Source organism: Stenotrophomonas rhizophila (assembly GCF_003651185.1).
GTDB lineage: Bacteria > Pseudomonadota > Gammaproteobacteria > Xanthomonadales > Xanthomonadaceae > Stenotrophomonas > Stenotrophomonas maltophilia_Z.
The window spans coordinates 2,436,143-2,460,215 of record NZ_RCDC01000004.1; the positions used below are offsets into that span (position 1 = coordinate 2,436,143).

The 24,073-nt window shown below is 68.2% G+C and carries 22 protein-coding genes; 11 read left to right on the top strand and 11 right to left on the bottom strand.

The genetic code is table 11. The annotated features are described in order from the left end of the window. The first annotated feature begins 348 nt into the window (after nucleotides 1-348). The 8 genes from mnmG (at nucleotide 349) to BCL79_RS10910 (ending at nucleotide 9,843) form a co-directional block, all read left to right on the top strand. Nucleotides 349-2,238 carry a tRNA uridine-5-carboxymethylaminomethyl(34) synthesis enzyme MnmG gene (gene mnmG / locus BCL79_RS10875; protein ID WP_121040762.1) on the top strand — a complete coding sequence of 630 codons (1,890 nt, stop codon included), beginning with the start codon at nucleotides 349-351 and terminating at the stop codon, nucleotides 2,236-2,238. A 70-nt stretch (nucleotides 2,239-2,308) separates the two neighbouring features. Further along, entirely contained in the window at nucleotides 2,309-2,839 is a 531-nt protein-coding gene (locus tag BCL79_RS10880; RefSeq protein ID WP_121040764.1) for a gamma carbonic anhydrase family protein, read from the top strand. Nucleotides 2,840-2,992: 153 nt separating this feature from the next. Further along, nucleotides 2,993-3,682: an RDD family protein gene (locus tag BCL79_RS10885; RefSeq protein WP_121041324.1), complete on the top strand. Its 690-nt coding sequence runs from the start codon at nucleotides 2,993-2,995 to the stop codon at nucleotides 3,680-3,682. Then, nucleotides 3,679-4,671: a stage II sporulation protein M gene (locus BCL79_RS10890; protein WP_121040766.1), complete on the top strand. Its 993-nt coding sequence runs from the start codon at nucleotides 3,679-3,681 to the stop codon at nucleotides 4,669-4,671. The genes BCL79_RS10885 and BCL79_RS10890 overlap by 4 nt, the downstream gene beginning before the upstream one ends. Beyond that, nucleotides 4,661-6,328, top strand: a complete 1,668-nt coding sequence (locus tag BCL79_RS10895) for a DUF4129 domain-containing protein (protein ID WP_121040768.1) — start codon at nucleotides 4,661-4,663, stop codon at nucleotides 6,326-6,328. Before BCL79_RS10890 ends, BCL79_RS10895 begins: the two co-directional genes overlap by 11 nt. Continuing rightward, nucleotides 6,325-7,503, top strand: a complete 1,179-nt coding sequence (locus tag BCL79_RS10900; RefSeq protein WP_121041326.1) for a DUF4350 domain-containing protein — start codon at nucleotides 6,325-6,327, stop codon at nucleotides 7,501-7,503. The genes BCL79_RS10895 and BCL79_RS10900 overlap by 4 nt, the downstream gene beginning before the upstream one ends. Then, on the top strand, nucleotides 7,500-8,513 hold the full coding sequence (locus tag BCL79_RS10905; RefSeq protein ID WP_121040770.1) for an AAA family ATPase: 1,014 nt from the start codon (nucleotides 7,500-7,502) through the stop codon (nucleotides 8,511-8,513). Before BCL79_RS10900 ends, BCL79_RS10905 begins: the two co-directional genes overlap by 4 nt. Before the next feature lie 31 nt (nucleotides 8,514-8,544). Next, nucleotides 8,545-9,843: a DUF58 domain-containing protein gene (locus BCL79_RS10910; RefSeq protein WP_121040772.1), complete on the top strand. Its 1,299-nt coding sequence runs from the start codon at nucleotides 8,545-8,547 to the stop codon at nucleotides 9,841-9,843. Nucleotides 9,844-9,846: 3 nt separating this feature from the next. On the opposite strand, the gene BCL79_RS10915 is transcribed toward BCL79_RS10910, so the two are convergent. Further along, nucleotides 9,847-11,025, bottom strand: coding sequence for a glutathionylspermidine synthase family protein (locus tag BCL79_RS10915; protein ID WP_121040774.1), 1,179 nt, complete (start codon nucleotides 11,023-11,025; stop codon nucleotides 9,847-9,849). Between the two features lie 3 nt (nucleotides 11,026-11,028). After that, nucleotides 11,029-11,592, bottom strand: coding sequence for a DUF1190 domain-containing protein (locus BCL79_RS10920; RefSeq protein ID WP_121040776.1), 564 nt, complete (start codon nucleotides 11,590-11,592; stop codon nucleotides 11,029-11,031). Between the two features lie 213 nt (nucleotides 11,593-11,805). On the opposite strand from BCL79_RS10920, the gene ilvD reads away from it, so the two are divergent. Next, the gene (ilvD, locus tag BCL79_RS10925) at nucleotides 11,806-13,644 is read left to right on the top strand and encodes a dihydroxy-acid dehydratase (RefSeq protein ID WP_121041328.1); all 1,839 of its coding nucleotides are present in this window, start codon (nucleotides 11,806-11,808) and stop codon (nucleotides 13,642-13,644) included. A gap of 123 nt (nucleotides 13,645-13,767) precedes the next feature. Here the strand turns inward: ilvD and dinG are convergent, their stop codons facing one another. The 3 genes from dinG to aroE form a co-directional block, all read right to left on the bottom strand. Further along, nucleotides 13,768-15,870, bottom strand: coding sequence for an ATP-dependent DNA helicase DinG (dinG, locus tag BCL79_RS10930; protein ID WP_121040778.1), 2,103 nt, complete (start codon nucleotides 15,868-15,870; stop codon nucleotides 13,768-13,770). 141 nt (nucleotides 15,871-16,011) lie between these two features. After that, the gene (locus tag BCL79_RS10935) at nucleotides 16,012-16,374 is read right to left on the bottom strand and encodes a hypothetical protein (protein ID WP_121040780.1); all 363 of its coding nucleotides are present in this window, start codon (nucleotides 16,372-16,374) and stop codon (nucleotides 16,012-16,014) included. Nucleotides 16,375-16,384: 10 nt separating this feature from the next. Next, nucleotides 16,385-17,230, bottom strand: coding sequence for a shikimate dehydrogenase (gene aroE / locus BCL79_RS10940; protein ID WP_121040782.1), 846 nt, complete (start codon nucleotides 17,228-17,230; stop codon nucleotides 16,385-16,387). Nucleotides 17,231-17,282: 52 nt separating this feature from the next. Between aroE and BCL79_RS10945 the strand changes: the two genes are divergently transcribed. After that, a complete protein-coding gene (locus BCL79_RS10945) occupies nucleotides 17,283-18,155 on the top strand; it encodes a TolB family protein (RefSeq protein ID WP_121041330.1) in 873 nt (290 codons plus the stop codon). Nucleotides 18,156-18,220: 65 nt separating this feature from the next. Here BCL79_RS10945 and BCL79_RS10950 read toward each other — a convergent pair whose 3' ends face one another. From BCL79_RS10950 to BCL79_RS10965, 4 genes are all read right to left on the bottom strand, one after another. Further along, on the bottom strand, nucleotides 18,221-18,493 hold the full coding sequence (locus BCL79_RS10950) for an SHOCT domain-containing protein (RefSeq protein ID WP_121040784.1): 273 nt from the start codon (nucleotides 18,491-18,493) through the stop codon (nucleotides 18,221-18,223). Nucleotides 18,494-18,524: 31 nt separating this feature from the next. Beyond that, nucleotides 18,525-19,514, bottom strand: a complete 990-nt coding sequence (gene hemB, locus BCL79_RS10955; protein WP_121040786.1) for a porphobilinogen synthase — start codon at nucleotides 19,512-19,514, stop codon at nucleotides 18,525-18,527. Nucleotides 19,515-19,541: 27 nt separating this feature from the next. Next, entirely contained in the window at nucleotides 19,542-20,465 is a 924-nt protein-coding gene (locus tag BCL79_RS10960) for a bestrophin family protein (RefSeq protein ID WP_121040788.1), read from the bottom strand. A gap of 123 nt (nucleotides 20,466-20,588) precedes the next feature. Then, entirely contained in the window at nucleotides 20,589-20,837 is a 249-nt protein-coding gene (locus BCL79_RS10965; RefSeq protein ID WP_019185442.1) for a hypothetical protein, read from the bottom strand. Nucleotides 20,838-21,018: 181 nt separating this feature from the next. Here BCL79_RS10965 and BCL79_RS10970 point away from each other — a divergent pair, with 181 nt between their 5' ends. Then, nucleotides 21,019-21,477 carry a hypothetical protein gene (locus BCL79_RS10970; RefSeq protein WP_019185443.1) on the top strand — a complete coding sequence of 153 codons (459 nt, stop codon included), beginning with the start codon at nucleotides 21,019-21,021 and terminating at the stop codon, nucleotides 21,475-21,477. 83 nt (nucleotides 21,478-21,560) lie between these two features. On the opposite strand, the gene BCL79_RS10975 is transcribed toward BCL79_RS10970, so the two are convergent. Together BCL79_RS10975 and BCL79_RS10980 are read right to left on the bottom strand one after the other, a co-directional pair. After that, the gene (locus tag BCL79_RS10975; RefSeq protein ID WP_183073726.1) at nucleotides 21,561-23,372 is read right to left on the bottom strand and encodes a DUF885 domain-containing protein; all 1,812 of its coding nucleotides are present in this window, start codon (nucleotides 23,370-23,372) and stop codon (nucleotides 21,561-21,563) included. Between the two features lie 68 nt (nucleotides 23,373-23,440). Beyond that, on the bottom strand, nucleotides 23,441-24,028 hold the full coding sequence (locus BCL79_RS10980; RefSeq protein ID WP_147433887.1) for a hypothetical protein: 588 nt from the start codon (nucleotides 24,026-24,028) through the stop codon (nucleotides 23,441-23,443). Nucleotides 24,029-24,073: the final 45 nt, after the last annotated feature.

Sequence of the window (24,073 nt, forward strand, 5' to 3'; positions counted from 1 at the left end):
CTGTCGGATGTCGGCACCTACAACGCAGAAGGCCCCGCCAATGGCGGGGCCTTTTGTATCTGGCGCCCAGCCAGCCGCCGCGCGCCGGCAAAAAAACAGGGCCGGCAGTCCCCCGACTACCGGCCCCTCTGCTTCCCCACGATGCGCTTGGACCGGCCCCTGTTCCAATTCCGGTCCGTTACGCACAAGGCGCATGCCATCCTGGGTGCTATTGGGTTATCTGCAGAAAACGTGCCAACTTGAGGGTGGATTTCATCGCCCCCGACGAATGGCGCTAAAATCGCCACCCGCGCCCTGCCTACAGGGCAGACCCTGGGCCGCCCGGCCCCGTCCCGAGTTCCTCCGCCAATGACTGACTCCTTCTATCGCTACGACGTCATCGTCATCGGCGGCGGCCACGCCGGCACCGAAGCGGCGCTGGCGGCCGCGCGCAGTGGCGCGCGCACCCTGCTGTTGACCCACAACGTGGAAACCATCGGCGCGATGAGCTGCAACCCGGCCATCGGCGGCATCGGCAAGGGCCACCTGGTCAAGGAGATCGACGCCCTCGGCGGAGCGATGGCGCATGCCGCCGACCGCGCCGGCATCCAGTGGCGCACGCTCAATGCCTCCAAAGGCCCGGCCGTGCGCGCCACGCGCTGCCAGGCCGACCGCAATCTGTACCGGATGGCGATCCGCCAGATCGTCGAAGCCCAGCCCAACCTGACCGTATTCCAGGCGGCGGTCGATGACCTGATCATCGAAGGCGATGCCGTGCGCGGTGCGATCACCCAGACCGGGCTGCGCTTCAGCGCGGCCGCGGTGGTGCTCACCGCCGGCACCTTCCTGGCGGGCAAGATCCACGTTGGTGAAACCCAGTACGCCGCCGGCCGCATGGGCGACCCGCCGGCGACCACGCTGGCCGCGCGCCTGCGCGAGCGCCCGTTCGTGATCGACCGCCTCAAGACCGGCACCCCGCCACGCATCGACGGCCGTTCGCTGGATTACACCGTGATGGAAGAACAACCCGGCGACGATCCGCGCCCGGTGATGTCCTTCCTGGGCAGCGTGGCCGAGCACCCGGCGCAGGTCAGCTGCTGGATCACCCATACCAGCGAGCGCACGCACGAGATCATCCGCAACGCCCTGCACCGCTCGCCGCTGTACAGCGGCCAGATCGAAGGCATCGGCCCGCGCTACTGCCCCTCCATCGAGGACAAGGTGGTGCGCTTCGCGGAAAAGGCCAGCCACCAGATCTTCGTCGAGCCCGAAGGGCTGGACGTGGTCGAGATCTATCCCAACGGCATCTCCACCTCGCTGCCCTTCGATGTGCAGCTGGAGCTGGTCCGCAGCATGCGCGGTTTCGAGAACGCGCACATCACCCGCCCCGGCTACGCGATCGAATACGACTTCTTCGATCCGCGCGGGCTGAAGAACACGCTGGAGACCAAGTCCGTCAGCGGCCTGTTCTTCGCCGGCCAGATCAACGGCACCACCGGCTATGAAGAAGCCGCCGCGCAGGGCCTGCTGGCCGGGCTCAACGCCGCGCGCTTCACCCGTGACGACGCCGGCTGGTGCCCGCGCCGCGATGAGGCCTACCTGGGTGTCCTGGTCGACGATCTGATCACCCACGGCACCAACGAGCCCTACCGCATGTTCACCAGCCGCGCCGAATACCGGCTGCAGCTGCGCGAGGACAACGCCGATGTGCGCCTGACCGGCCTGGGCCGCGAGCTGGGCCTGGTCGACGAGCGCCGCTGGGCCGCCTTCCAGACCAAGCAGGATGCCGTGACGCAGGAAACCGCACGCCTGCGTGCGCTGTGGGCGACGCCAGGCAATGCGCTGGGCCGCGAAGTGGAGGCCACGCTGGGCGTGGCGGTCAGCCGCGAAACCAATGTGCTGGACCTGATCAAGCGCCCGGAACTGGACTACGCCACGCTCATGCAGGTGCCGTCGCTGGGCCCGGCCGTGGCCGATGCCAAGGTCGCCGAACAGGTCGAGATCGGCGTGAAGTACGCCGGCTATCTGGACCGCCAGCGCGACGAGATCGAACGCCAGCAGCGCCACGAGAACACCGCGATCGCGGCCGATTTCGATTACGCCGGCGTACGCGGTCTCTCGGCGGAAGTGCAACAGAAGCTCGAGCGCGTGCGGCCGCAGACCCTCGGCCAGGCCCAGCGCATCCCCGGGATGACCCCGGCGGCGATCTCGCTGCTGCTGGTGCACCTGGAGCGCGCGCGCCGTACCCGCGCCGCGTAACGGAAAGAAAAAACGGCGCCCGGTATCATGACCACGCGCCCAGCAGGGCGCGTCATTGTCTGGAGTCCGCATGTCCCCGATCCGCCCCTTCCTCGACACACTGCCGATGCTCGGCGAGCGCGTCTACATCGATCCGGCGTGCACGATCATCGGCGATGTGGTGCTGGGCGATGACGTCTCGGTGTGGCCGGGCACGGTGATCCGCGGCGATGTGAACCACGTGCGGATCGGAGCGCGCAGCAACATCCAGGACGGCACCATCATCCACGTCAGCCACCACAGCCCGTTCAACAAGGGCGGCTACCCGACGATCATCGGTGAGGGCGTCACGGTCGGCCACGGCACCATCATCCATGCCTGCACGATCGGCGATTACTGCCTGATCGGCATGGGCGCCTGCATCCTGGATGGCGCGCAGGTAAGCACGCACGGCTTCCTCGGCGCCGGCGCGGTGCTTGGCCCGGGCAAGGTGGTCGGCGAAGGCGAGCTGTGGCTGGGCAACCCGGCACGGCTGGCGCGCACGCTCAGCGACAAGGAGATCGAGTCGCTGCATTACTCGGCCGATCACTACGTGCGCCTGAAGGACCAGTACCGGGGTTGATTGCGGCCACCCCGCTGGGCATCGGGATCCGTGCGCGGTAAAGTCCTCAGCCGACCAGGAAGCAGTCGAGAACCGCATGCCCCCGCTGGCAGACCGGAGAGGAATCCGGCGTCCCCTGTGGCCTTCCGTACGATCCACCGTGATGCGCCGCCGATGAGCGCGCCCATGCTGGATACCTACCGGGAGGTCATCACCCCCGAAGGCGTGCCTCTGCACCTGCCCGTGGCCGGGCCGTTGCCGCGTGCGCTGGCCTGGGCCATCGACTTCGTGATCCGCATCGGCGCGTTGATGATGCTGAGCATTCCGCTGGCGTTCCTCGGCGGGTTCGGCCAAGGGCTCTACCTGGGCCTGATGTTCCTGCTGATGTGGGCCTACACCATCGTCCAGGAAGCCTGCTGGGGCCGCACGCTGGGCAAGCGCGCGATGGGCCTGCGCGTGGTGGCGGGCGATGGCGGCCCCATCGGCTGGATGAGCGCGATCACCCGCAACCTGCTGCGCACCGTGGACATGCTGCCGTTCGGCTATGCGCTGGGACTGCTGTCGAGTCTGTTCGATACCCATGGCCGCCGTCTCGGTGACCTGGTCGCGGGAACCGTGGTGATCCACCAGGGCGCAGCGCCGTTGGGAGGTACCGTACCGGTCGGCAGCGTGCTGGCCCCGCCGCAGCCCCTGCAGCCGGCCGAACAGGCCGCCGTGGTCGCCTTCGCCGAGCGCGCGCCGCGGCTGTCGGTGCCGCGCCAGCAGGAACTGGCCGACATCGCCTCGCCGCTGACCGGGAGCCACGGCCAGGTCGGCGTGCTGCGCCTGTATGCGATGGCCAACTGGCTGCTGGGACGGCGATGAGACAGGAGCAGTTCGTCGCCCGCTACCAGGCCGAGTGGCAGGCGCTGGAACACTGGCTGGCCCAGCGCGGTGAGCGCCCGCGGCAGGCGCGCCGGCAGCCGGCCCACGAGGGCCTGGACGATGGCGATTTCCCGCAGCGCTACCGCCGCCTGTGCCAACAGCTCGCGCTGGCGCGCCGACGCGGTTACAGCCCGCAGTTGGTCGCACGCCTGCAGCAGTTGATGCAGCAGGGCCACACGTTGCTCTATCGCACGCCACGTCCGCAGTGGCAGCGCGCACTCGCCTTCCTGTTCGCCGATTTCCCGCAGCTGGTGCGCAGCCAGGCGCGCAGCATGTGGGTGGCCGCCGCATTGTTCGTGGTGCCGCTGGTGGGCAGCTTCGCGCTGATCCTGTGGCGCCCCGAACTGATCCATCTGCTGATGGACAACGCGCGGATCGCCGAATTCGAACGCATGTACGACCCGGCCTCACCGAACCTGGGCCGCGACAGCGGCACCAACTGGACGATGTTCGGCTACTACATCATGAACAACATCAGCATCGGCCTGCGCACGTTCGCCTTCGGGCTCATTGCCGGCGTCGGCACCGTGTTGGTGATGCTGTTCAACGGCGTCGGCATCGGATCGGTCGCCGGCCATCTGCAGCACGTCGGCCACGGCGATCCGTTCTGGCGCTTCGTGGCCGGTCACGGTGCCTTCGAGCTGACGGCGATCGTGATCGCCGGCGGCGCTGGATTGCAGCTGGGCATGAAACTGCTCGCGCCCGGCCGCCGGCGGCGCATCGATGCGCTGGTCGAGGGCGGCGTGATCGGGGCCAGGCTGTGCGTGGGGGTCGCGGCGATGTTGCTGATCGCCGCCTTCATCGAAGCGTTCTGGTCCTCGATCGCGGCGGTTCCGGCGTGGGGCAAATACAGCGTGGCGGCCGTGCTGTGGACCACCGTGTTCGTGTGGTTGTGGCGCGGCGGACGCGGAGCGGCCGATGCAGATTGATCGCCTCAACGTCGTGCTGCGCGCACGCTCGGGCTGGGAAGCCATGGAGCTGGGCATGGCGCTGGTGCGCCGGCATGCCGCGGCGATCTGGGCGCCCTGGGTCATCGTGTCGCTGCCGGTATTCGTGCTGCTCAACGCGCTGGCCTGGTGGACCCACAGTTTCGGCTGGGCCTGGTTGGCGATGTGGTGGCTCAAGCCGTTGTTCGAGCGCATCGCGTTGTATGTGATCTCGCGCGGGGTGTTCGGCGATGCGTCCACCACCCCGCAGACATTGCGCGCGCAGCGCACGTGGGGCTGGGAGGGCTTCTGGGGCTATCTCGGCTGGCGGCGCCTGAGCCCGCTGCGTTCGGTGCTGCTGCCGGTCAATCTGCTGGAAGGCGCGGATCCGGCACATCGTCGCCAACGTCGGCGCGCCATCGCCGGGGGTGCGATGGGCCATGCCGTCCTGCTGACGCTGGTGTGCATGGTCTTCGAGATCGTGCTGGTGGTCGGCGGCATCGCCGCGGTGTTCCTGTTCATTCCGGTGGACCTGCTGTCCGAGTCCTGGCGCGCGGCGTGGGAGCTGGCCAAGCAGGACATGCCGGCCTGGATGCAGCTGGGCGTGAACCTGCTGTTCTGGTTGGCCGCCACGCTGATCGGGCCGTTCTATGTCGGTGCCGGCTTCGGCCTGTACCTGGACCGGCGCACGCAGATGGAAGCATGGGATGTGGAGATCGCCTTCCGGCGCCTGCATGCACGGTTGCAGCGCGCTGCGCCGCTGCTGGTCCTGGCCCTCGTGCTGGTCTGGCCAGGCGCGGCACTGCACGCCCAACAGGCGCCGACGCAGTCGAACACCAAGGGTGCGTTGCCGGTGCCGGCCGAGGACGCTCCGTCACCTGCGCAAGACGCCGATGCGGCTTCGGACGCCGACGGTAGCGAAGACGATGACGCCGATGACCCGCCGCGTACGTACGACAACGATCCGGACAACACGCCCCCGGTCATCTTTGGCGCTGAAGCGGTGGATACGGCTGGCTTCCGACAAGCCGTGCAGCGCGCGTATGAAGACCCGCTGCAGAGCCCGACCCGCGAGGTCACCGAGTGGACGCGCATCGAAAGCGATGCAACCGAAGCGGAGAAGGCAAAACGTGAGGCTGCGGCCAAGGCCACTGGCCAACGCGGCAGCAAAGGGCCGCTGTTGCCGGCCCGGATCGCCGAATGGACGCTGTGGGCGGTGGTCGGGGTCATGGTGTTGCTGCTGCTGGCCACCGCACCGCGCTGGCTGCCGTGGCTGCGCGGCTCCGGGCAGCGCCGTCGTGCGAAGGCCGCAGCGGTCATCGAAGAACCAATCCGGATACCGGACGTCGTGCCGCCCGATCCGGCGTCGCGTGCGCGTGCCCTGTGGCAGGAAGGACGCCCCCGCCAGGCGCTGGCGCTGCTGTACCGCGCCAGTGTGGAATCGATGAGCGAGCGCGCCGGGATCACGCTTCCGCCGGGTGCCACCGAAGCGCAGTGCCTGCGTGCCTCGCGTCGGATGCCGGTCGAGGCCGACCGCAGCCTGTTCGCGCGCATCGTGCGGATCTGGCAGTACGCGGCGTATGCCGGCCGATTGCCCAGCGATGAAGACTTCGATGCGCTGGCCACGATTCTGCAGGCCCAGTTCGGGTGGCGCGCGTGAGCGTCCGTCTGCGCTGGCTGCTGATCGTCCTGGGCCTGCTGGTGATCGGCGTGCCGCTGGCGATCCTGTTCCTGCGCACCCACGAGCGGGTGACGCACACAGAGCACCTGCCGCCACAGGGCGAAGCCAGCTACAACCCGCTGTACGTACTCGGCCAGGCGCTGCGTGCGGACGGGCTGACCGTGCAGTCGCGGCCACGCCTGGACCTGACCCGGATGCCGCTGGAACCGGGCGATACCGTGGTGCTGCTGCAGGACAGCGCGGAAGTGCCCGCACCTGCCGTAGCAACGCTGATGGCCTGGGTGGAGCGTGGTGGGCACCTGATCGTGCGCACGCCACCGGTGGGCAAGGACGCCGCCCGCAATGGCCCGCTGCTGGACGCGCTCGGCGTGGACAGCGCGGGCTACGGGAGCTATTGCCAGCAGTTCCACGTGCGCGATGACCCGCAGCATGTGGAGTTCTGCACCGGCCGTCGCTTCGCGGTGGAGCCAGCCGCGGGCATGGCGGTCGAGCGCGAGTGGGGCACCGCGGCCGACCTGGTCTTCGCCCGCCTGCGCCACGGCCGGGGGCACATCGATGTGTTGGCCGACATGGCCTTCATGCAGGGCAAGGGCCGGCCCAACCCGGCCGCCCCGCCGAACGCCGCCAACGCCCTCGTTGATGGGCTGCACGACAAGGCCCACCGCGACCTGACCCGCTACGTGCTGGCGCCCAACTATGGCAAGGGCACGATGTGGCTGGTCTACGCCTCGCGCCCGCCGTCGTTGTGGAACCGCGTGTTCTACCTCGGCTGGCCGGTGTGGGCGCCGTTGCTGCTGGCGCTGCTCGGCTGGCTCTGGCAGCGCGCGCAGCGCCTGGGCAGTGAGCTGCCCTCGCCTGCCGCGGAACGCCGCTCGCTGCTCGAACACATCCGCGCCAGCGGCGAACACCTGCTGCGCTTCGGCAAGGCACCGCTGTTGTATGACGCGGTCCGCCGCGCGTTCCTGGCGCGTCTGCGGCGGCGTTCGCCGAGTGCGGCCGCACTGACCGGCGAGGCCCGGGTGCAGGCCGTCGCCAGCCTGCTGCAGTGGTCGAACGAGCGCGTGCAGACCGCCTTGACTCCACCCGCTTCCCACGACGTCGCCGGCCTGCGCGACCGCATCCGCCTGCTGATCCAGATGAGAAACCTGCTATGACCGAGCCGACGCTTCCGCCGCCGCTGTCCCCTCCCGCCGTGACGCCGTCGCCATCGCCGTCGCCGTTGTCCGAGCGCGTCGATGCCGTGCGCGAGGCCGTGGGCCGCGCCTTCATCGGCCAGCCCGAGGTGCTGGACCAGATCCTGATCGCGCTGCTGGCCGGCGGCCACGTGCTGATCGAAGGTGTGCCCGGGCTGGGCAAGACCCTGCTGGTGCGCGCGCTCGCCCAGGCGCTGGAGCTGGATTACGGCCGTGTGCAGTTCACCCCGGACCTGATGCCCAGCGATGTCAGCGGCCATGCGGTGTATGACCCGAAGACCGAGAGCTTCAAGATCCGTCGCGGCCCGGTGTTCACCAACCTGCTGCTCGCCGATGAAATCAACCGCGCCCCGGCCAAGACCCAGTCGGCCCTGCTGGAAGTGATGCAGGAAGGCCAGGTCACCATCGAAGGCAAGGCGTTCGCGCTGACCCCGCCGTTCCTGACCCTGGCCACGCAGAACCCGGTCGAACAGGAAGGTACCTACCCGCTGCCCGAAGCGCAGCTGGACCGTTTCCTGCTGAAGGTGCTGATCGACTACCCGACGCTGGACGATGAGAAGCGCATGGTCGATGCGATCACCACCGGCCGCAGCGCCGCCGATTTCGATCTGTCGCAGGTGCCACGCGTGCTGAACGCGGCCGAGGTGGTCGCGTTGCAGCAGGCGACCGCTGCAATCACGGTCGACCCGGAAGTGATCGACTACGCGGTACGGATCGTCGCCGCCACGCGGCAATGGCCGGGTATCGCGCTGGGTGCCGGCCCGCGCGGGAGCATCGCGCTGGTGCGTGCGGCGCGTGCGCAGGCGGTGCTGTCCGGCCGTGATTTCGTCACCCCCGATGACGTGCGCGACATCGCCAGGCCGGCGCTGCGCCATCGCATTGCGCTCGCGCCGGAACTGCAGATCGAAGGACAGAGCGCCGACGACGCGCTGACCGCGCTGCTGGCCAAGGTGGACGCACCGCGCAAATGAGTGGGCGCGTCCTCCATCGCGAGCGACCGGCATGAGGCCGGGCGCACTGCTGCTGGCATTGCTGGCCGGCTGGGGCCTGCTCGGCGTGCCGGTGGTGATCGGCACCTGGCCGCACGCGGTCTGGTGGGCGATCGGTGGTGGTGTGGCGCTGATCGCGCTGGTGGACCTGCTGCGCCTGCGTCGCCAACCCTCGCCGAGTGTGCACCGCGAGCTGCCGGAGTCGCTGGCACTGAATGTCGAGCGTGAGGCGACGCTGCGGCTGGAATCGAGCCGGCACCAGCGCGTGGAGGTATTCGATCTGGTGCCCGGCGGCTGGAGCCTGCAGGGCCTGCCACGGTCACTGGCGCTCAAACCGTTGGTCACCAGCAGCGTGGCGTACCGACTGACCCCGACCGCGCGTGGCCGTTTCGTGTTCGAGGGGGTGCACCTGCGCATGCACAGTGCGTGGCGGCTGTGGCATCAACGGCGGCAGCTGCCGCCGGCGATGACGGTGCGCGTCTACCCCAACTTCGCCCCGCTGACGCGCTTCGCCTTGTTCAGTGCCGAACAGGCCTCGCGCCTGGTCGGCGCGCACCTCAAGCGCCGCCGCGGCGAAGGCACCGATTTCCACCAGATGCGCGAGTACCGCGTCGGCGACAGCCTGCGCCAGGTCGACTGGAAGGCGACCGCCCGCGCGCGCAAGCTGATCTCCCGCGAATACCAGGACGAGAAAAACCAGCAGCTGGTGCTGATGATCGACACCGGCCGGCGCATGATGGCCAGCGAAGGCGGGCTGTCGCACTTCGATCATGTGCTCAATGCGGCGCTGGTGGTGTCCTACCTCGCGCTGCGCCAAGGCGACGGCGTGGGCCTGTTCGCGGCCGGGGGCGACAGCCGCTGGGTCGCGCCGAAACGTGGCATGGGCACCATCGATACCCTGCTGCGCGCCAGCTACGATCTGCAGGCGCAGCCGGTCGCCACCGATTACCTCGCCGCAGCCACCGAGCTTTCACTGCGTCAGCGCCGTCGCTCGCTGGTGATGCTGGTCACCAACGTGCGCGATGAGGACATTGAAGATCTGCTCGCGGCCGTGCGCCTGCTGCAGCGCCAGCATCTAGTCTGCGTGGCCAGCCTGCGCGAGCGCGCGCTGGACGATGCGCTGGCCCAGCCGGTGGAGAGCCTGCAGGACGCTGCCCAGGCCGGTGCGATCGCACGTTACCTGCAGCAGCGCAGCGACGCACATGACGCGCTGCGCAGCCACCGGGTGATGGTGCTGGATGTCACCGCCGAGGCCCTGCCTGGCGCGCTGGTGGAACGCTACCTGGCGGTCAAGCGGGATGGGTTGTTGTAACGATCAGAGATAGATGCGCGTCGGCGCTTCGTCGATGATCGCGTGCGGTACGAAGCGGGCGCTGTCGCGGGTGATCCGGCTGTTGTCTTCGCGGATACCCATGCCACAGGCCTGGTCGCCCACGATCCAGCTGCCGATCAGCGGATAACCGCCATCGAACGCGGTGAGCGGATGCGCGGCCTGGCGGATCGCCGGGCCGGTGTACGGGCCTTCGCTTTCCTGCCAGCTGCCATCGGCCAGGTGCATCGCCACGTTCGCGCCCTCGCGCGAGAACAACGGCTTGCGGACCCAGCCGCGCGGCAGCTCGCTGCCATCGTCGAACTCGGCGGCGAGCAGGTTCGGGTGGCCGCGGTGACGCTGCCACAGCAGCGGCAGCACGCCCTTGTTGCTGAGGATCGCCTTCCATGCCGGTTCCAGCAGCTGCACGCCCGAAGCGGGCAGCGCCTGGCCGAACGACTCGGTCATCAGGTCTTCGAGCGGATACAGCTTGAACAGGCTGCCGATCACGGTGTCGTCGAGCGCGGTGAAGCGCCCGTCCTCGGACAGGCCGATATCCTCGATCGCGATCGCGTCGCCACGCAGGCCGGCCTGGGCCGCACAGTCGCGCAGGTAGGCGACCGTGCCCTGGTCTTCCTCCGACGCACCGACAGCACTGAAATACAGCGGCGGCGGCAGCTGCGCGGCCAGTTCGCCGAAGCGTTCGACCAGCGCCTCATGGATCGCGTTGAACTGATCGGCATGCGGTGGCAGCCGGTTCTGGTTGCGCTGGTCCTCCAGCCACTGCCACTGGAAGAACGACGCTTCGAACAGCGAGGTGGGCGTGTCGTAATTCAGCTCGTAGAGCTTGGCCGGGCCGGTGCCGTCGTAGGCGAAATCCAGCCGCCCATACAGGTGCGGCTCGCGGCGGCGCCAGCTGTCAGCGATCCAGTCGCGGAACAGCGGCGGGATCGCCAGCTGGTCCATCAACTGCTGGCTGCCCACCACCTCGTCCACCAGGTCCATCGCCATCGCATGCAGCTCGGCACTGGGGTCTTCGATGTCCTGTTCGATCTGGCGCAGGGTGAAGGCGTAGTACGCGGTTTCATCCCAGTACGGCAGACCATCGATGGTGTGGAAACGGAAACCCGACTCTTCGGCCCGAGCGCGCCATTGGCTGCGCTCGGCGATACGCACGCGCTGCATCGATCAGCCGCCGACGCTGCTGCGGTTGCTGCTGGTGTTGCCGAAGCCACCGCGGCTGGCGGTGACCGCCCGGTTCGGGGTGGCATTGACCGGGGCCAGGCCGGCCTTGCCGGCGCCGATGCCGCTGGCGGTGTTCATGCCGCCGGTCGACGGACCGGGGCGTGCCCAGCCCTTGGCCTTGTCCTGATAGGCCGGGCTCGCCGCCGGCTGCTGGGCCAGGCCCGCGCCGCCACGGTTGCTGAGCATCTGCGACATGAAGAAGCCCATCATCATCGGGCCGATGAACGAATGGCCGGTGGAGGTCTTCTGTTCCACGCACTGCTCGGCGTTGTATTCGGCCTCGCAGGCTTCGCGCGTGGCGTATTTGGGGGCGGCATCGGCCGACTGCTTCTGCGCCTCGGCAAACGCGTTGCGGCAGCTGGACGGATCGCCGGTGGCTTCGGTACAGGCCTGCACCGAGGTGTAGAGCCCTTCCTGCACCTGCACGGCCTCGTTCTTCTGGCAGGCGGTGAACAGCAGCGGCGCAGCGCTCATCAGCAGCAGCGCAGTAGTCCTGGAACGTTTCATGGCGTCATGCCCCCTAGTACGGTTATCTCCCCAATCATGCCTGATCGGGGCGAACAACCAAAACCGGCAAAGTCCAAAACATGAACAGCGTTTCAGCATTCGCTCTGGGCGGGGCCGCGGCAGCGGCGAAGGTGGTTGCAAACGCAACCGGAATTTTTCGGCAGAATCGAGGTGAAACGCGCCCCCACGGCCCGCCAGATCCTGCCAGCCACCATGCCTGAATACCGCTCCCGCACCTCCACCGCCGGCCGTAACATGGCCGGCGCACGCGCCCTGTGGCGCGCCACCGGGATGACCGATGGCGACTTCCACAAGCCGATCATCGCCGTCGCCAACTCGTTCACCCAGTTCGTGCCCGGCCACGTGCACCTCAAGGACCTGGGCCAGCTCGTGGCGCGCGAGATCGAGCAGGTCGGCGGCGTGGCGAAGGAGTTCAACACCATCGCGGTGGATGACGGGATCGCCATGGGCCACGACGGCATGCTGTATTCGCTGCCCAGCCGCGAGATCATCGCCGACTCGGTGGAGTACATGGTCAACGCGCACTGTGCCGACGCCCTGGTGTGCATCTCCAACTGCGACAAGATCACCCCCGGCATGCTGATGGCCGCGCTGCGCCTGAACATCCCGGTGGTGTTCGTCTCCGGTGGCCCGATGGAAGCCGGCAAGACGCGCCTGTCCGAGCACAAGCTGGACCTGGTCGATGCGATGGTGATCGCCGCCGATGAAAGCGCCAGCGACGAGAAGGTCGCCGAGTATGAGCGCAGCGCCTGTCCCACGTGCGGGTCGTGCTCGGGCATGTTCACCGCCAACTCGATGAACTGCCTGACCGAAGCACTGGGCTTGTCGCTGCCCGGCAACGGCTCCACGCTGGCCACCCACGCCGACCGCGAGCAGCTGTTCCGCCGCGCCGGGCGCCTGATCGTGGAGCTGTGCCATCGCTGGTATGGGGGCGAAGAAGCGGGTGCATTGCCGCGCGGCATCGCCACCCGCGAAGCGTTCGAGAATGCGATGACGCTGGACATCGCCATGGGCGGTTCCACCAACACCATCCTGCATCTGCTGGCCGCGGCACAGGAAGCGGAGGTGGACTTCGATCTGCATGCCATCGACGAACTCTCACGCCGTGTGCCGCAGCTGTGCAAGGTTGCGCCGAACACACCGAAGTACCACATGGAGGATGTGCATCGCGCGGGCGGTGTGTTCGGCATCCTCGGCGAGCTCGCGCGCGGTGGCCTGCTGCATACCGACGTGCCGACCGTGCACAGCCGCACCCTGGCCGAAGCGATCGCGCGCTGGGATGTCGCGGTGAGCACCGATGAGAAGGTCCACGATTTCTTCCGCGCAGGGCCCGCCGGCATCCCGACCCAGGTCGCGTTCAGCCAGGCCACGCGCTGGCCGACGCTGGACGTGGACCGTGCCGAAGGCTGTATCCGCGCCGTCGCGCATGCCTATTCGGCCGAAGGCGGGCTGGCGGTGCTGCGCGGCAATCTGGCCGTCGATGGCTGCGTGGTGAAGACCGCCGGCGTCGATGAATCCATCCACGTGTTCGAAGGCAACGCGCGTGTGTTCGAGAGCCAGGACGCCGCTGTGCAGGGCATCCTCGCCGATGAAGTGGTCGCCGGCGATGTGGTGGTGATCCGCTACGAAGGACCGCGCGGTGGCCCGGGCATGCAGGAAATGCTGTACCCGACCAGCTATCTGAAATCCAAGGGCCTGGGCAAGCAATGCGCCCTGCTCACCGACGGCCGTTTCTCCGGTGGCACCTCGGGCCTGTCGATCGGGCATGCCTCGCCGGAAGCGGCCTCGGGCGGCACCATTGGCCTGGTCCGCAACGGCGACCGCATCCGTATCGACATTCCCGCACGGCGCATCGATCTGCTGCTCGATGACGCCACGCTGGCCGCACGCCGCGCCGAACAGGACGCGCTCGGCTGGAAGCCGCGCGAGGCGCGTCCGCGCAAGGTCACCGGTGCACTGAAGGCGTATGCGTTGCTGGCCACCAGTGCTGACAAGGGCGCGGTGCGCGACCTGGCGAAACTGGAGGACTAGCTCCACGCCACGCGTGGATGGGTGCAGTTTCAGGCTGCGGCGCGTTCTGATCGGAGAGCAGCCACGCATGGCGTGGCTCTACCGTTTCGCAACGCAACGCCCCGTTGCAAGTGTCGTGTACCGCTACCCGATCACCCGCTTGAACGGCGGCAGTGAATCGATGATGCGCTTGCCGTAGCGGCGGGTCAGCAGCCGCGAGTCGAGGATGATCACGCGGCCGGTATCGGTGGAGGTGCGGATCAAGCGGCCGGAGAACTGGGTCAGCGTACGCAGGGCGTGCGGGATCGCGATCAGGTTGAAGGCGTTCAGGCCACGGCTTTCGAACCACTCGCTCAGCGTGGAGGTCTGCGGGTCGGTCGGCACCGCGAAGGGCACCTGGGTGATCACCACCGTGGTGCAGGCCTCGCCGGGCAGATCGAGGCCCTCGCCGAAGGAATTGAGCCCGAACAGCACCGAGCCCTCCCCGGCCGAGGTGCGCCGCAGGTGCTCCTCGATCATTTTCTGCTTGGCGGTCTCGCCCTGCACCAGCACGTGCTTGCGCTGCGCGGCCGGCATCAGCTCGGCCACCTTCTCCATCTTCCAGCGCGAGGTGAACAGCACGATGCTGCCCTTGCCCCAGTCCAGCTCCTTGACCAGGTACTTCGCGATTTCCTTGGGGTGACCTTCCTTGTCATCCGGGGTCACCGGGAACGCTGGCACGATCAGCTGGGCCTGGTTGGGCAGATCGAACGGCGAGGCCAGCGAGACCATCTCGGCTTCGGCCGGAATGCCGTTGTCGATCGCCAGCGCCTGGAAATCGCCACCGCCGGTGAGCGTGGCCGAGGTCATCACCACCGAATCCACTTCATCCCAGAGCAGCTTGCGCAGCACGTTCGCGGCCGAGACCGGCGAGCCATGCAGGACCAGGTCGCCATCGCGCGAGAGGGTGATCCAGCGCGCGGTCGGCGGCTGGCCCTCCTTGTCTTCGCGGCGCCAGCCGGTCCACAGATTGTGCTGCTGCTCGATCATCTCCAGCGCCATGCCGAGGTTGCGCTGCAGGCGTTCGCGCGCGGCATCCTCGGGCTTGCCCTTGGCGACCTGCGTCAGCGCGGCATGCGCCCAGTTGAACAGCGCGCGGGTGTCGTCGGCGATGGCCTCGATATCGGGCATCCAGATCTCCGGCAGGCGGCCGTTCGGGGCGCGCCACATCGGCTCCTGGGCGGCCGGGTCCGGCCGCCAGCTGCGGTCGATCACATCGCGGAAGGCTTTGAGCTGCTTGCTGACCTTGGCGGCGGCTTCGATGGCCTCGTTGGGCAGCAGGTTGCCCAGCTTGTCCTTGTCCACCGCGCGGTAGGACGCAGCGATCAGCACCTGCAGGCGGCCGGTGCGCTTGGCCATTTCGTCCAGCGCGAGGCTGGCCGCGCCCTGGTCGATGGCGACGTTGCCGATGTGATGCCCTTCATCAAGCACCAGCAGCATGTCCGAGGGCGGCGCGATCAGCGGCTGGCCGTTGTCGCTCTCCCCGATCGACAGCGCCGACAACAGCAGCGCGTGATTGGTCACCACGATCTGCGCCTCGCGCACGGTGTTGCGCGAGCGCAGTACCGCGCACTGCGCCGAGTAGGCGCACTTGCGCCCGGCGCAGCCCGAGGCGGGCGTGGTGATGCGCGAGCGCAGGGTGTTGCTGATCGTCTCCGGCGCGTTGTCCAGGTCACCGTTCCAGCGGCCTTCGAGGAAAGCCTTGCTCAGCGACTGCGCCAGGTCCATCTCGATCGGCGCCAACGGGCGGTCGAACAACGGCTGTTCGTCGTCGAACATGCCTTCCTGCGCGCCGTCGCCATGTGCTTCTGCCGCGTTGCGGGTGCACAGGTAGCGGGTGCGGCCCTTGGCCAGCGCCACGGTGGCTTCGATGCCGGTGGCCTTGAGGAAATTGGGGATGTCGCGCTCGACCAGCTGCGACTGCAGCGCCACGGTGCCGGTGCTGATCACCAGCTTCTTCTTGGTCGCCAGCGCGATCGGCACGCCGGCGGTCAGGTAGCCCAGCGACTTGCCGACACCGGTCGGCGCTTCGACCACGCCGACGCCGCCGCTGTGCGAGAGCGCACGCGACACCACGCCGATCATCTGGCTCTGCGAACGCCGGGTGCTGAAGCCGGGCGTATTGGCCTGCAGCTTGGCGTAGGCATCGCGGATGCCGGCCTTGAGCTCGTCGTTCAGGGCGCGGGGGGCTTCAACTTTTTCGGTCACGCCGGGGGACTGCCTGACTGGATCACAGTCCCCATTTTCTCACGACCCGGGGGCCGTGACCGGCGCCATTTTCCGCGACGGTTCATATCCGTGACGCGGCCCACGCCAACGCTGTGGGCCGCGACAGCCTGCTGCACCTGCTCAGCGCGGCGGCAGCGGCGCAACGGGCGGAACGGCGTGGCCGCGCAGCGCGCGGGTCATCGCCCAGACCAGCAGCACCAGCGCAAGCGCCTCGAACAGATTGAGTGCGAAGTGGCCGGCACCGAGCAGCTTGGACATCAGCTGCAGGTTCTCGTAGTTGCCCTGCTGCACCATCCACATCGGCACCAGGTTCAGCACCAGGCCGGCCAGGGTGGTCAGCGCCATCACGCCCAGTGCGCCCAGGGCCACGCTGCGGATCGCGCCGCGCGGGGTATCCACCACCCAGACCACGGCGATTGCCAGCGCAATCAGCACCGGCAGGCGCACGCCCACCATGGTCAGCATCGAGATCAGCAGATCCATGTCCACCGGCTCAGTCCTCCCCGGCCAGCGGCGCCAGCTGGGTGCGCAGCTCGGTGTAGACGGCGTCGGTCTGCGGGCGCACGGCGTGCCACTGCAGGAAGCTCTCCGCCGCCTGTTCGACCAGCATGCCCAGGCCATCAACGATGTTGCGGCAGCTGGCCGAGCGCGCCCACGCAGTGAAGGCAATCGCAGCCTCGCCGTAGTTGAGATCGACCGCGGTGGTCATGCTGTTGACCAGCGACAGCGGCAGCTTGAACTCCGCGGCGCGGTCGCGGCCGGCCGAGGTGGCATTGATGATCAGCTCGAAATCACCCAGTTCGCGGATGTCTTCCCAGTAGCGGGTGATGGCGCGGCCCGGCTCGCCCATCGCATCGATCAGCGCGTCGGCGCGCTCCGGGGTGCGGTTGACCACCACCAGCTCCAGGATGCCGGCATCCAGCAAGGCCGGGGCCACGCTGCGGGCCGAACCACCGGCGCCGATCAGCAGGGTACGGCGGCCACGCAGGTCCAGGCCGTGGCGGTCGGTGAGGTCACGGACCAGGCCGATGCCATCGGTGGTATCGCCATGCCAGCGGTCGCCCTTGCGCAGCAGCGTGTTGACCGCACCGGCGCGGCGCGCGCGCGAGGTCAGCGTGGTGCACAGCGCGAAGGCGGCTTCCTTGTGCGGCGCGGTGATGTTGGCGCCCACGCCACCCTCGGCAGCGAAGGCCTCCAGCGCTGCCAGGAACTCGGCCGGCGATGCCTCGATCGCACGGTAGTCCAGCGCCAGGCCTTCCTGCCGGCCGAACGTGGCATGGATGTGCGGCGACTGCGAATGCGCGATGGGCTGGCCGAATACGGCGTAACGGTCGGTCATGGGTTTCCTGCTCCGGGCCTAGAATGGAACGCAAACCCCAACGGACGCGATGATGCGCATTCCATTGTCTCTGCTCGCGCTGAGCGCCAGTTTACTCTGCACACCCGCCGCGATGGCGCTTTCCGAATTCGGCATCGAGGGCATGGGCGTGGTCTCGACCAAGGCCAACGAAGCCCAGGCCACGATCGCGCCGGACGGCCAGCGCATCGTGTGGGCCAGCGACCGCGCCGGGGCCAGCGGCGGCTGGAACCTGTGGCAGGCGGTGCTGCGCGAAGGGCGCTGGCAGGACCCTGCCCCGCTCGCGCTCAACAGCGCCGACGACGAACGCGACCCGTACTTCAGCCACGATGGCCAGTGGCTGTACTTCGCCTCCAACCGCCGCGGCGGCCAGGGCGGGTTCGATCTGTACCGTGCCCCGGTGGCCACCGATGGCACCTTCGGGACCGTGCAGGCCCTGCCGGCGCTCAACACCCGCACCGATGAACGTGCCCCCGCGCTGCGTCCGGATGGACGCACGCTGCTGTTCTCGCGCAATGGCACAGCCACCCAGGGCGGCTTCGATCTGTATCTGGCGCCCGTGCAGGGCGAGGGATTTGGCACGGCGCAGGCCCTGCCGGCCCCGCTCAATACGGCCGCCGACGAACTCGGGGCCGCCTGGCTGGACAATGCGGGCGCGCTGGCCTTCACCCGCGCAAGCCGGGGGCATTCGCAGGTCCTGCTGGCGAGCTGCGATCACCGCCAGGCGGCGGTGCCGCTGACGCTGTCGTTCAATACCGCCGACGGCCAGACCGGCGCGCCGGTGGTGGACGCGTCCAAGCCTTCGGAGATGGTCCTGGCTGGCATGGCACGCGCACCGCGTGCCGGCGGGCTGGACCTGTACCGGATCAAGGCGCCGTCAGCACCGCGAGGTGCCGGCTGCGGTTGACGCCGCGGTCGCCGAAAGGCCGCCACGCATGGCGTGGCGCTACCCGTGATCGTGCTGGCCGAGCGCTAGTGCGCCTGCAGCAGCGCCGCGCGTTGCTGCTCGTACTGCGCTTCGCTGATCTCGCCGTGATCCTTGCGCTGGTTCAATGCCGCCAGCTGTGCCTGCAAGGCGGGCGACAGCTGCGCCTCACGGGCAATGCGCGCGGCGGCGGAGGGTTGCTCCGGCGCCTGCCGCGCGGCGCGGCGCACACCACGGATCACCAGCCCGATGACCACGGCAAAGGCCAGCACGCCGGCCGTCCAGGTCACCCACTGTAGCCATCCCATCGTCTGCATCATCCTCGTCCTGTATCGGGGTGGGCGCGTATTGTCAGCGTTCGCGCAGCCAACGCGCCACCTGCGGGGCGAAATAGGTCAACACGCCATCGGCGCCGGCGCGCTTGAAGCCGATCAACGATTCCATCACGCAGGCCCGCTCGTCCAGCCAGCCATTGGCGAAGGCGGCCTTCATCATCGCGTACTCGCCACTGACCTGATAGGCGAAGGTCGGCACGCCGAACTGCTGCTTCACCCGGCGCACCAGGTCCAGGTAGGGCATGCCCGGCTTGACCATCACCATGTCCGCACCCTCTTCCAGGTCCAGCGCGATCTCACGCATGGCCTCGTCGCCGTTGGCCGGGTCCATCTGGTAGGTCTTCTTGTCCGCCTTGCCGAGGCCGTTGGAGCTGCCGACCGCGTCGCGGAACGGACCGTAGAACGCCGAGGCGTACTTGGCCGAGTAGGCCATGATCCGCACGTTGACGTGGCCGGCGGCATCCAGCGCACGGCGGATCGCACCGATGCGGCCATCCATCATGTCCGACGGGGAAATGATGTCCACGCCGGCTTCGGCGTGCGACAGCGACTGCTTGACCAGCGCCTCCACCGTGATGTCGTTGAGCACGTAACCCTTGTCATCAATGATGCCGTCCTGACCATGCGTGGTGTACGGATCCAGCGCGACATCGGTCATCACGCCCAGCTCGGGGAAGCGCGACTTCAACGCGCGGATGGCGCGCTGTGCCAGACCATTCTCATCCCACGCCGCGGCGGCATCGAGCGACTTGCCGGCCGGATCGATCACCGGGAACAGGTCGATCACCGGGATGCCCAGTTCCAGCGCTTCTTCCGCCACGTTCAACAGCTCGTCGATCGACAGCCGCTCCACGCCGGGCATCGAAGCCACCGGCGCGCGGCCGGCCAGCTCGTGCACGAACACCGGATAGATCAGGTCGTCGGTGGTCAGCGTGTTCTCGCGCATCAAACGACGCGAGAACTCGTCGTGACGCATGCGGCGGGGGCGATAGTCAGGATGTGCCATGAGAAGCTCCGGAACGGAAGGCAGGAATTACTGCAGCAGGTACTGCCGCGGTTGCAGGGGCTCGGGCAGCGGCTGGACGCCCAGGCTGTCGAGCAGATCGATTTCGACGGTGCGCACCATCGCATCCAGCGGCAGGTCGTTGGATTCCAGCCCGAACGGCTCTTCCATCTCCTCGCCGAGCTGGTCCAGGCCGAAGAACGCATACGCCAGCACGGCCGAGACCACCGGCGTTGCCCAACCCAGCGAACTGGCCAGGCCGAAGGGCAGCAGCACGCAGAACAGCCACGCGCACCGGTGCAGCAGCAGCGTGTAGGCGAACGGCAGCGGCGTGGTCAGGATGCGCTCGCAACCGGCCTGGATGCTGGACAGCGCATGCAGGCGTGTTTCGAACTGCGTGTAGAGGTACGAATCCAGCTGACCGGCGCGCAGCGCCTGGGCGAGATCGGCAGCGATCATCGCCAACAGTTGATCCGGTGCATTGAGGCGCTGGCCGAACCGCGCGCGATCGGCCTCGGGTACCCACGGCAGCGCCGCCAGCGCCATGTCGCGGCCACGCAGGCGGGCCGCCAGCGCATGCGCGAAACCGATGCACAGCCGGCACACGCGATCACGCAGCGCCGTATCGTCGACCAGCAGCGCCTGGCACAGGCGGGCCAGGCTGCGTGATTCATAAATCAGCTGGCCCCATAGCTTGCGGCCTTCCCACCAGCGCTCGAAGCAGGCGTTGTTGCGGAAGCTGAGGAAGATCGACAGCACCAGGCCCAGCAGGGTGAACGGTGCCACCGACACGCGCTCGATGCCCGGCGGGTGCCACAGCTCGGCCAGGGCCGCGACCGCGACCGCGACCGACAGCAATAGGATCGCCACGACCTTCGGAGCCACCGCCGGAACGATGGAGCCGCGCAGGATGTAGAGCAGTTGCCAGCCGTGGGGACGAGGACGAATGATCATCGGTGCAGGGAGAGCGCCCGGACGGGCGTGGACCGCCGGCAGAGCCGGATGCGGCAGCCGGTCATTCTACGCCGATGGTACCGGGCGGCCGTGAGCTGCGACGGTCGGTCGCACCCGCACGGCTCAGATGATGCCGCCACCCAGCCCGAGCCGGACGATCCCCACCACCACCACGATGCCGTTGAGCACCAGCCCGGTCCAGGCCCGGCCGCGCTTGCTGGCGTGGGTGAACAGGATGCCGATGGCGGCGATCACCGCACCCACCGCAGCAAACGGGATCAGGAACCAGTTGCCCCAGCCCAATAGCGGGATCAGGGCCACAATCATCCAGAGCAGCGCGACGATGCCCCACAACAGACTGATCAATCCCATGCCCGGCTCCTTGAGGTGAATGCGTGGCCCACCATAGCGGTTCCCGGCGCAGGCGCAAGCGGCAGCGAGACGCCGTTGGCGGGGGCCTCACCGGGGCGGTGCTAGGGTGCATTGGCAGGGGTTGGGACCGATTCAGTCGCCAGCACCGATCATCCCAGCCATGACACACAGGGGTAACGCCATGAACATCCGATGCGCTGCATTGCTGGGCCTGGCGCTGCTCAGCGCCGGCTGCGCCAGCACCTCCAAGGTCATGCTCGGCCAGGCGCGTGCCCCGGTCGATCCGGCCACGGTGCAGATTTATTCCACGCCGCCGGCAGGGTCACAGGAAATCGCCCAGCTCGAATCGGCCAGTGCGGTCGGTTTCGGCACACAGGGCCAGACCGATGCCGCGGTCATGCGGCTCAAGCGTGAGGCCGCCGCCCTCGGTGCCAACGGCGTGATCCTGATGGGCGTGGGCTCCAGCGGCTCGCCAGTCGGCATGTCCGTCGGTGCGGGCAGCTACGGCTCGCACGTGGGCGGTGGTGTGGGCATCGGCATCCCGACCACGCAGAAGCGCGCGGCCGGTGTGGCCATCTGGGTCCCGAATCCGCCGCCGGCGCCGCGCCTGCCGACGCAGACGATCACGCCGCAGCGGTAACGAAGGCCGCGGTAGACCACGACCGTTGGTCGTGGCTGCTGGGATAGCGCACCGACCAACGGTCGGTGCCTACCGCAAACGCGTCAGCGCTTGGCCGCGCTTTTGTACTTCGGCACGAAGACGTCATTGACGGCCTTGGCCAGCTGGTCCGGCGGCAGCAGGCCCTGGTCGAGCAGGAAGTTGTTGAACGCCAGCCGGTCGAAGCGATCGCCCAGCGCCAGCTCGGTCTGCATGCGCAGCTCAAGAATCCGGGTGTAGCCGTAGAAGTAGCTGCCGGCCTGGCCGGGCATGCGCACCATGTAGCGGTCCAGCTCCTGCGTGGCCATCGCCTTGGACAGGCCGACCTCATCGATCAGCACGCGCTCGGCGTTGGCCCGGTCGATCTGACCCAGGTTGAGCATCGGGTCCAGCATCGCGCGTGCGGCCCGCAGCAGGCGGAACTGCAGCGCGATCAGCTGACCGTCCAGCGGCTCGTACGGCACCATCTCCGCTTCGGCATACAGCGCCCAGCCTTCCACGTTGACCGAATTGAAGGCGAACATCGTGCGGGCCAGCGAGATGCCGCGCTCGACCATCGCGGTGAACTGCAGTTCGTGGCCCGGGCGGCCTTCATGCGCGCTCAGCGTCCAGGCGGCCGAGCCGAAGTTGAAATCGTCGTACTGCGCGGCCTTGTCGCCAGCGGCCGGGTTGCCCAGCGGCAACACGAAGGTGCCCTGCTGCCCGGTATTGCCGACCAGCGGCGCCGGCAGGAAATGCGGTGCCGGCGAGGCGGCGCTTTCGGCAGCCGAGCCCAGGCGCATCTGCATCGGGCGCTGCGGCACATCGACGATCTTTTCCTTGCGGATGATCGGGTCGATCGCATCGATCACGCCGCGGTAGTGGTGCTCGAGCTGATCGTCGGGAATCTTGTCGCCCTTGAGCGCACGTACCACGGCCACCGGGTCGGTGCTGTCGGTGACCTTCAGGCCCTTGGCCTGCACTACCAGCGGTGCCAGCTGGCGCATCGCCGAGCGGGTTTCCATGAATTCCAGCTGGGCCCGCTGCATCAGCAGCGCCGGGGCGATGTCGATGCCCACGCGCTTGAGCTGGTACGCATACAGCGGCTCGGGCAGACGCGCATCGGTGCGGGCCTTGGGCAGCACCTCGCGGCGGGTCCAATCGCGGTACTCGCGCAGCTGGCTGGCGATGGTCTGCAGCGCCTGCTCGGCGCCGGCCACCTTGTACTTGCCGAACAGCTGCTCGATGCCGGTGATGTAGGTGTCCACATTGGCCAGCGACTGCTCCACTTCGATCTTAGTCGGCTGCAGCAGGGTCTTGTCGCCCAGGCGCTCTTCATAGCGCTGGCGCGACAGCGTGGTCACCGGCTGCGTGCCCGGGGCAAGCCCGGCGTAGGCCTTCAGGCGATCCAGCGCCTTGGCCCGGCGCTCGGTGGGCACCTGGTCGGACAGCAGCAGGTTGAGGCCGCTGAACACCGTCTGCGGGGTGTCGCTCCACGGCAGCAGGTACTTCTCGTTGAGTTCGCTGCCTTCGATGTTCTGGTTGGCAGCGGCGATCATGATCGCCAGGTCCTGGCGGACGTTGGGATCGCGTTCGGTGGCGAGCTTGGCCTGCAGTTCACCGCGGGCCTTGGTCATCGCCGCGCGGTAGCGAGCACCGTTGTCGGGGCCGAAATCGGCCACCTTGTCGTCATAGCCGGGTACGCCGAAGAAGCCGGTCTCTTCCGGCTGGAACGGGCCCTGCGCATCGAGCAGGATCTGCGCCAGCGTGTTGCTGCGGGTGACCCAGGCCGGCGAGGCGGCGGGCTTGGCGGCAGCCGGGGCGGCCAAGGCCGGCGGGGCCGACAACGCGGCGGGAACGGTCAGGGCCAACGCGACAGCGAGGACAAGCGGCTTCATGCAGGAACTCCAGGGCAGGATGCCTGCGACCCTACGCACTTGGCGGGCCGGGGGCAATTGGCCGGAGGTCATGCCCCGCCGGGAGGCTGGCCGGCGGTGTCGAGAATGAACGGGTCGACAGGATATGGGTCGCGCACCGTGGGTGCCTCATTGGGAACCCGACGCAGATCGATGCGCAACAGTAGATCCCCAAATAGCTGATACAGCACGTGGCCCCGTGAAAAACTGGACATGAAGTCGCCGTTGCCCAGTTCGGTGATGTCCACGGTGCTCGGTATTCCCCCAGGCCCGCGCACCCCGATGATCGTTCCTGTCCAAAGTCGCCGCGATGTGGACGAGCGCTGGACAACATGTGTGCTGCCTTCCGCCACATACAGACGAACATCCTCCGGCTCGGTGGCGATGAGGGACGTACGTTCGATAACGAGCACCTCGTCGAACAGATCGACCTGGATCCGATCGGAGGCCAGTGCGGTCCGGTCCACCTTGACCCTCCGTGCCCAGTCGTACATTCCGGTGGAGTAGCGCTTGCGCGCCTCCGGCCCGGGGCCCCATCCATCGGCGGGCACCTCGATGAACGGTACCGCCGCCCACGTCGTCGACGCCAGCAACACACCACAAAGCGCGATCAACCAACCACACAGGATGCGTTTCACGTCTCCACCTCGCTTGGAGCATTGCCGGACATTGCCCGACCCGGC

Bases quoted from the DNA above. Each gene is read 5' to 3' on its own strand.
- BCL79_RS10880 (WP_121040764.1), top strand. From the start codon at position 2,309: ATGTCCCCGATCCGCCCCTTCCTCGACACACTGCCGATGCTCGGCGAG.
- BCL79_RS10945 (WP_121041330.1), top strand. From the start codon at position 17,283: ATGCGCATTCCATTGTCTCTGCTCGCGCTGAGCGCCAGTTTACTCTGC.
- BCL79_RS10965 (WP_019185442.1), bottom strand. From the start codon at position 20,837: ATGGGATTGATCAGTCTGTTGTGGGGCATCGTCGCGCTGCTCTGGATG.
- BCL79_RS10960 (WP_121040788.1), bottom strand. From the start codon at position 20,465: ATGATCATTCGTCCTCGTCCCCACGGCTGGCAACTGCTCTACATCCTG.
- BCL79_RS10890 (WP_121040766.1), top strand. From the start codon at position 3,679: ATGAGACAGGAGCAGTTCGTCGCCCGCTACCAGGCCGAGTGGCAGGCG.
- BCL79_RS10970 (WP_019185443.1), top strand. From the start codon at position 21,019: ATGAACATCCGATGCGCTGCATTGCTGGGCCTGGCGCTGCTCAGCGCC.
- hemB (WP_121040786.1), bottom strand. From the start codon at position 19,514: ATGGCACATCCTGACTATCGCCCCCGCCGCATGCGTCACGACGAGTTC.
- aroE (WP_121040782.1), bottom strand. From the start codon at position 17,230: ATGACCGACCGTTACGCCGTATTCGGCCAGCCCATCGCGCATTCGCAG.
- BCL79_RS10905 (WP_121040770.1), top strand. From the start codon at position 7,500: ATGACCGAGCCGACGCTTCCGCCGCCGCTGTCCCCTCCCGCCGTGACG.
- BCL79_RS10895 (WP_121040768.1), top strand. From the start codon at position 4,661: ATGCAGATTGATCGCCTCAACGTCGTGCTGCGCGCACGCTCGGGCTGG.
- mnmG (WP_121040762.1), top strand. From the start codon at position 349: ATGACTGACTCCTTCTATCGCTACGACGTCATCGTCATCGGCGGCGGC.
- BCL79_RS10975 (WP_183073726.1), bottom strand. From the start codon at position 23,372: ATGAAGCCGCTTGTCCTCGCTGTCGCGTTGGCCCTGACCGTTCCCGCC.
- BCL79_RS10950 (WP_121040784.1), bottom strand. From the start codon at position 18,493: ATGATGCAGACGATGGGATGGCTACAGTGGGTGACCTGGACGGCCGGC.
- BCL79_RS10915 (WP_121040774.1), bottom strand. From the start codon at position 11,025: ATGCAGCGCGTGCGTATCGCCGAGCGCAGCCAATGGCGCGCTCGGGCC.
- BCL79_RS10910 (WP_121040772.1), top strand. From the start codon at position 8,545: ATGAGGCCGGGCGCACTGCTGCTGGCATTGCTGGCCGGCTGGGGCCTG.
- ilvD (WP_121041328.1), top strand. From the start codon at position 11,806: ATGCCTGAATACCGCTCCCGCACCTCCACCGCCGGCCGTAACATGGCC.
- BCL79_RS10920 (WP_121040776.1), bottom strand. From the start codon at position 11,592: ATGAAACGTTCCAGGACTACTGCGCTGCTGCTGATGAGCGCTGCGCCG.
- BCL79_RS10935 (WP_121040780.1), bottom strand. From the start codon at position 16,374: ATGGATCTGCTGATCTCGATGCTGACCATGGTGGGCGTGCGCCTGCCG.
- BCL79_RS10885 (WP_121041324.1), top strand. From the start codon at position 2,993: ATGAGCGCGCCCATGCTGGATACCTACCGGGAGGTCATCACCCCCGAA.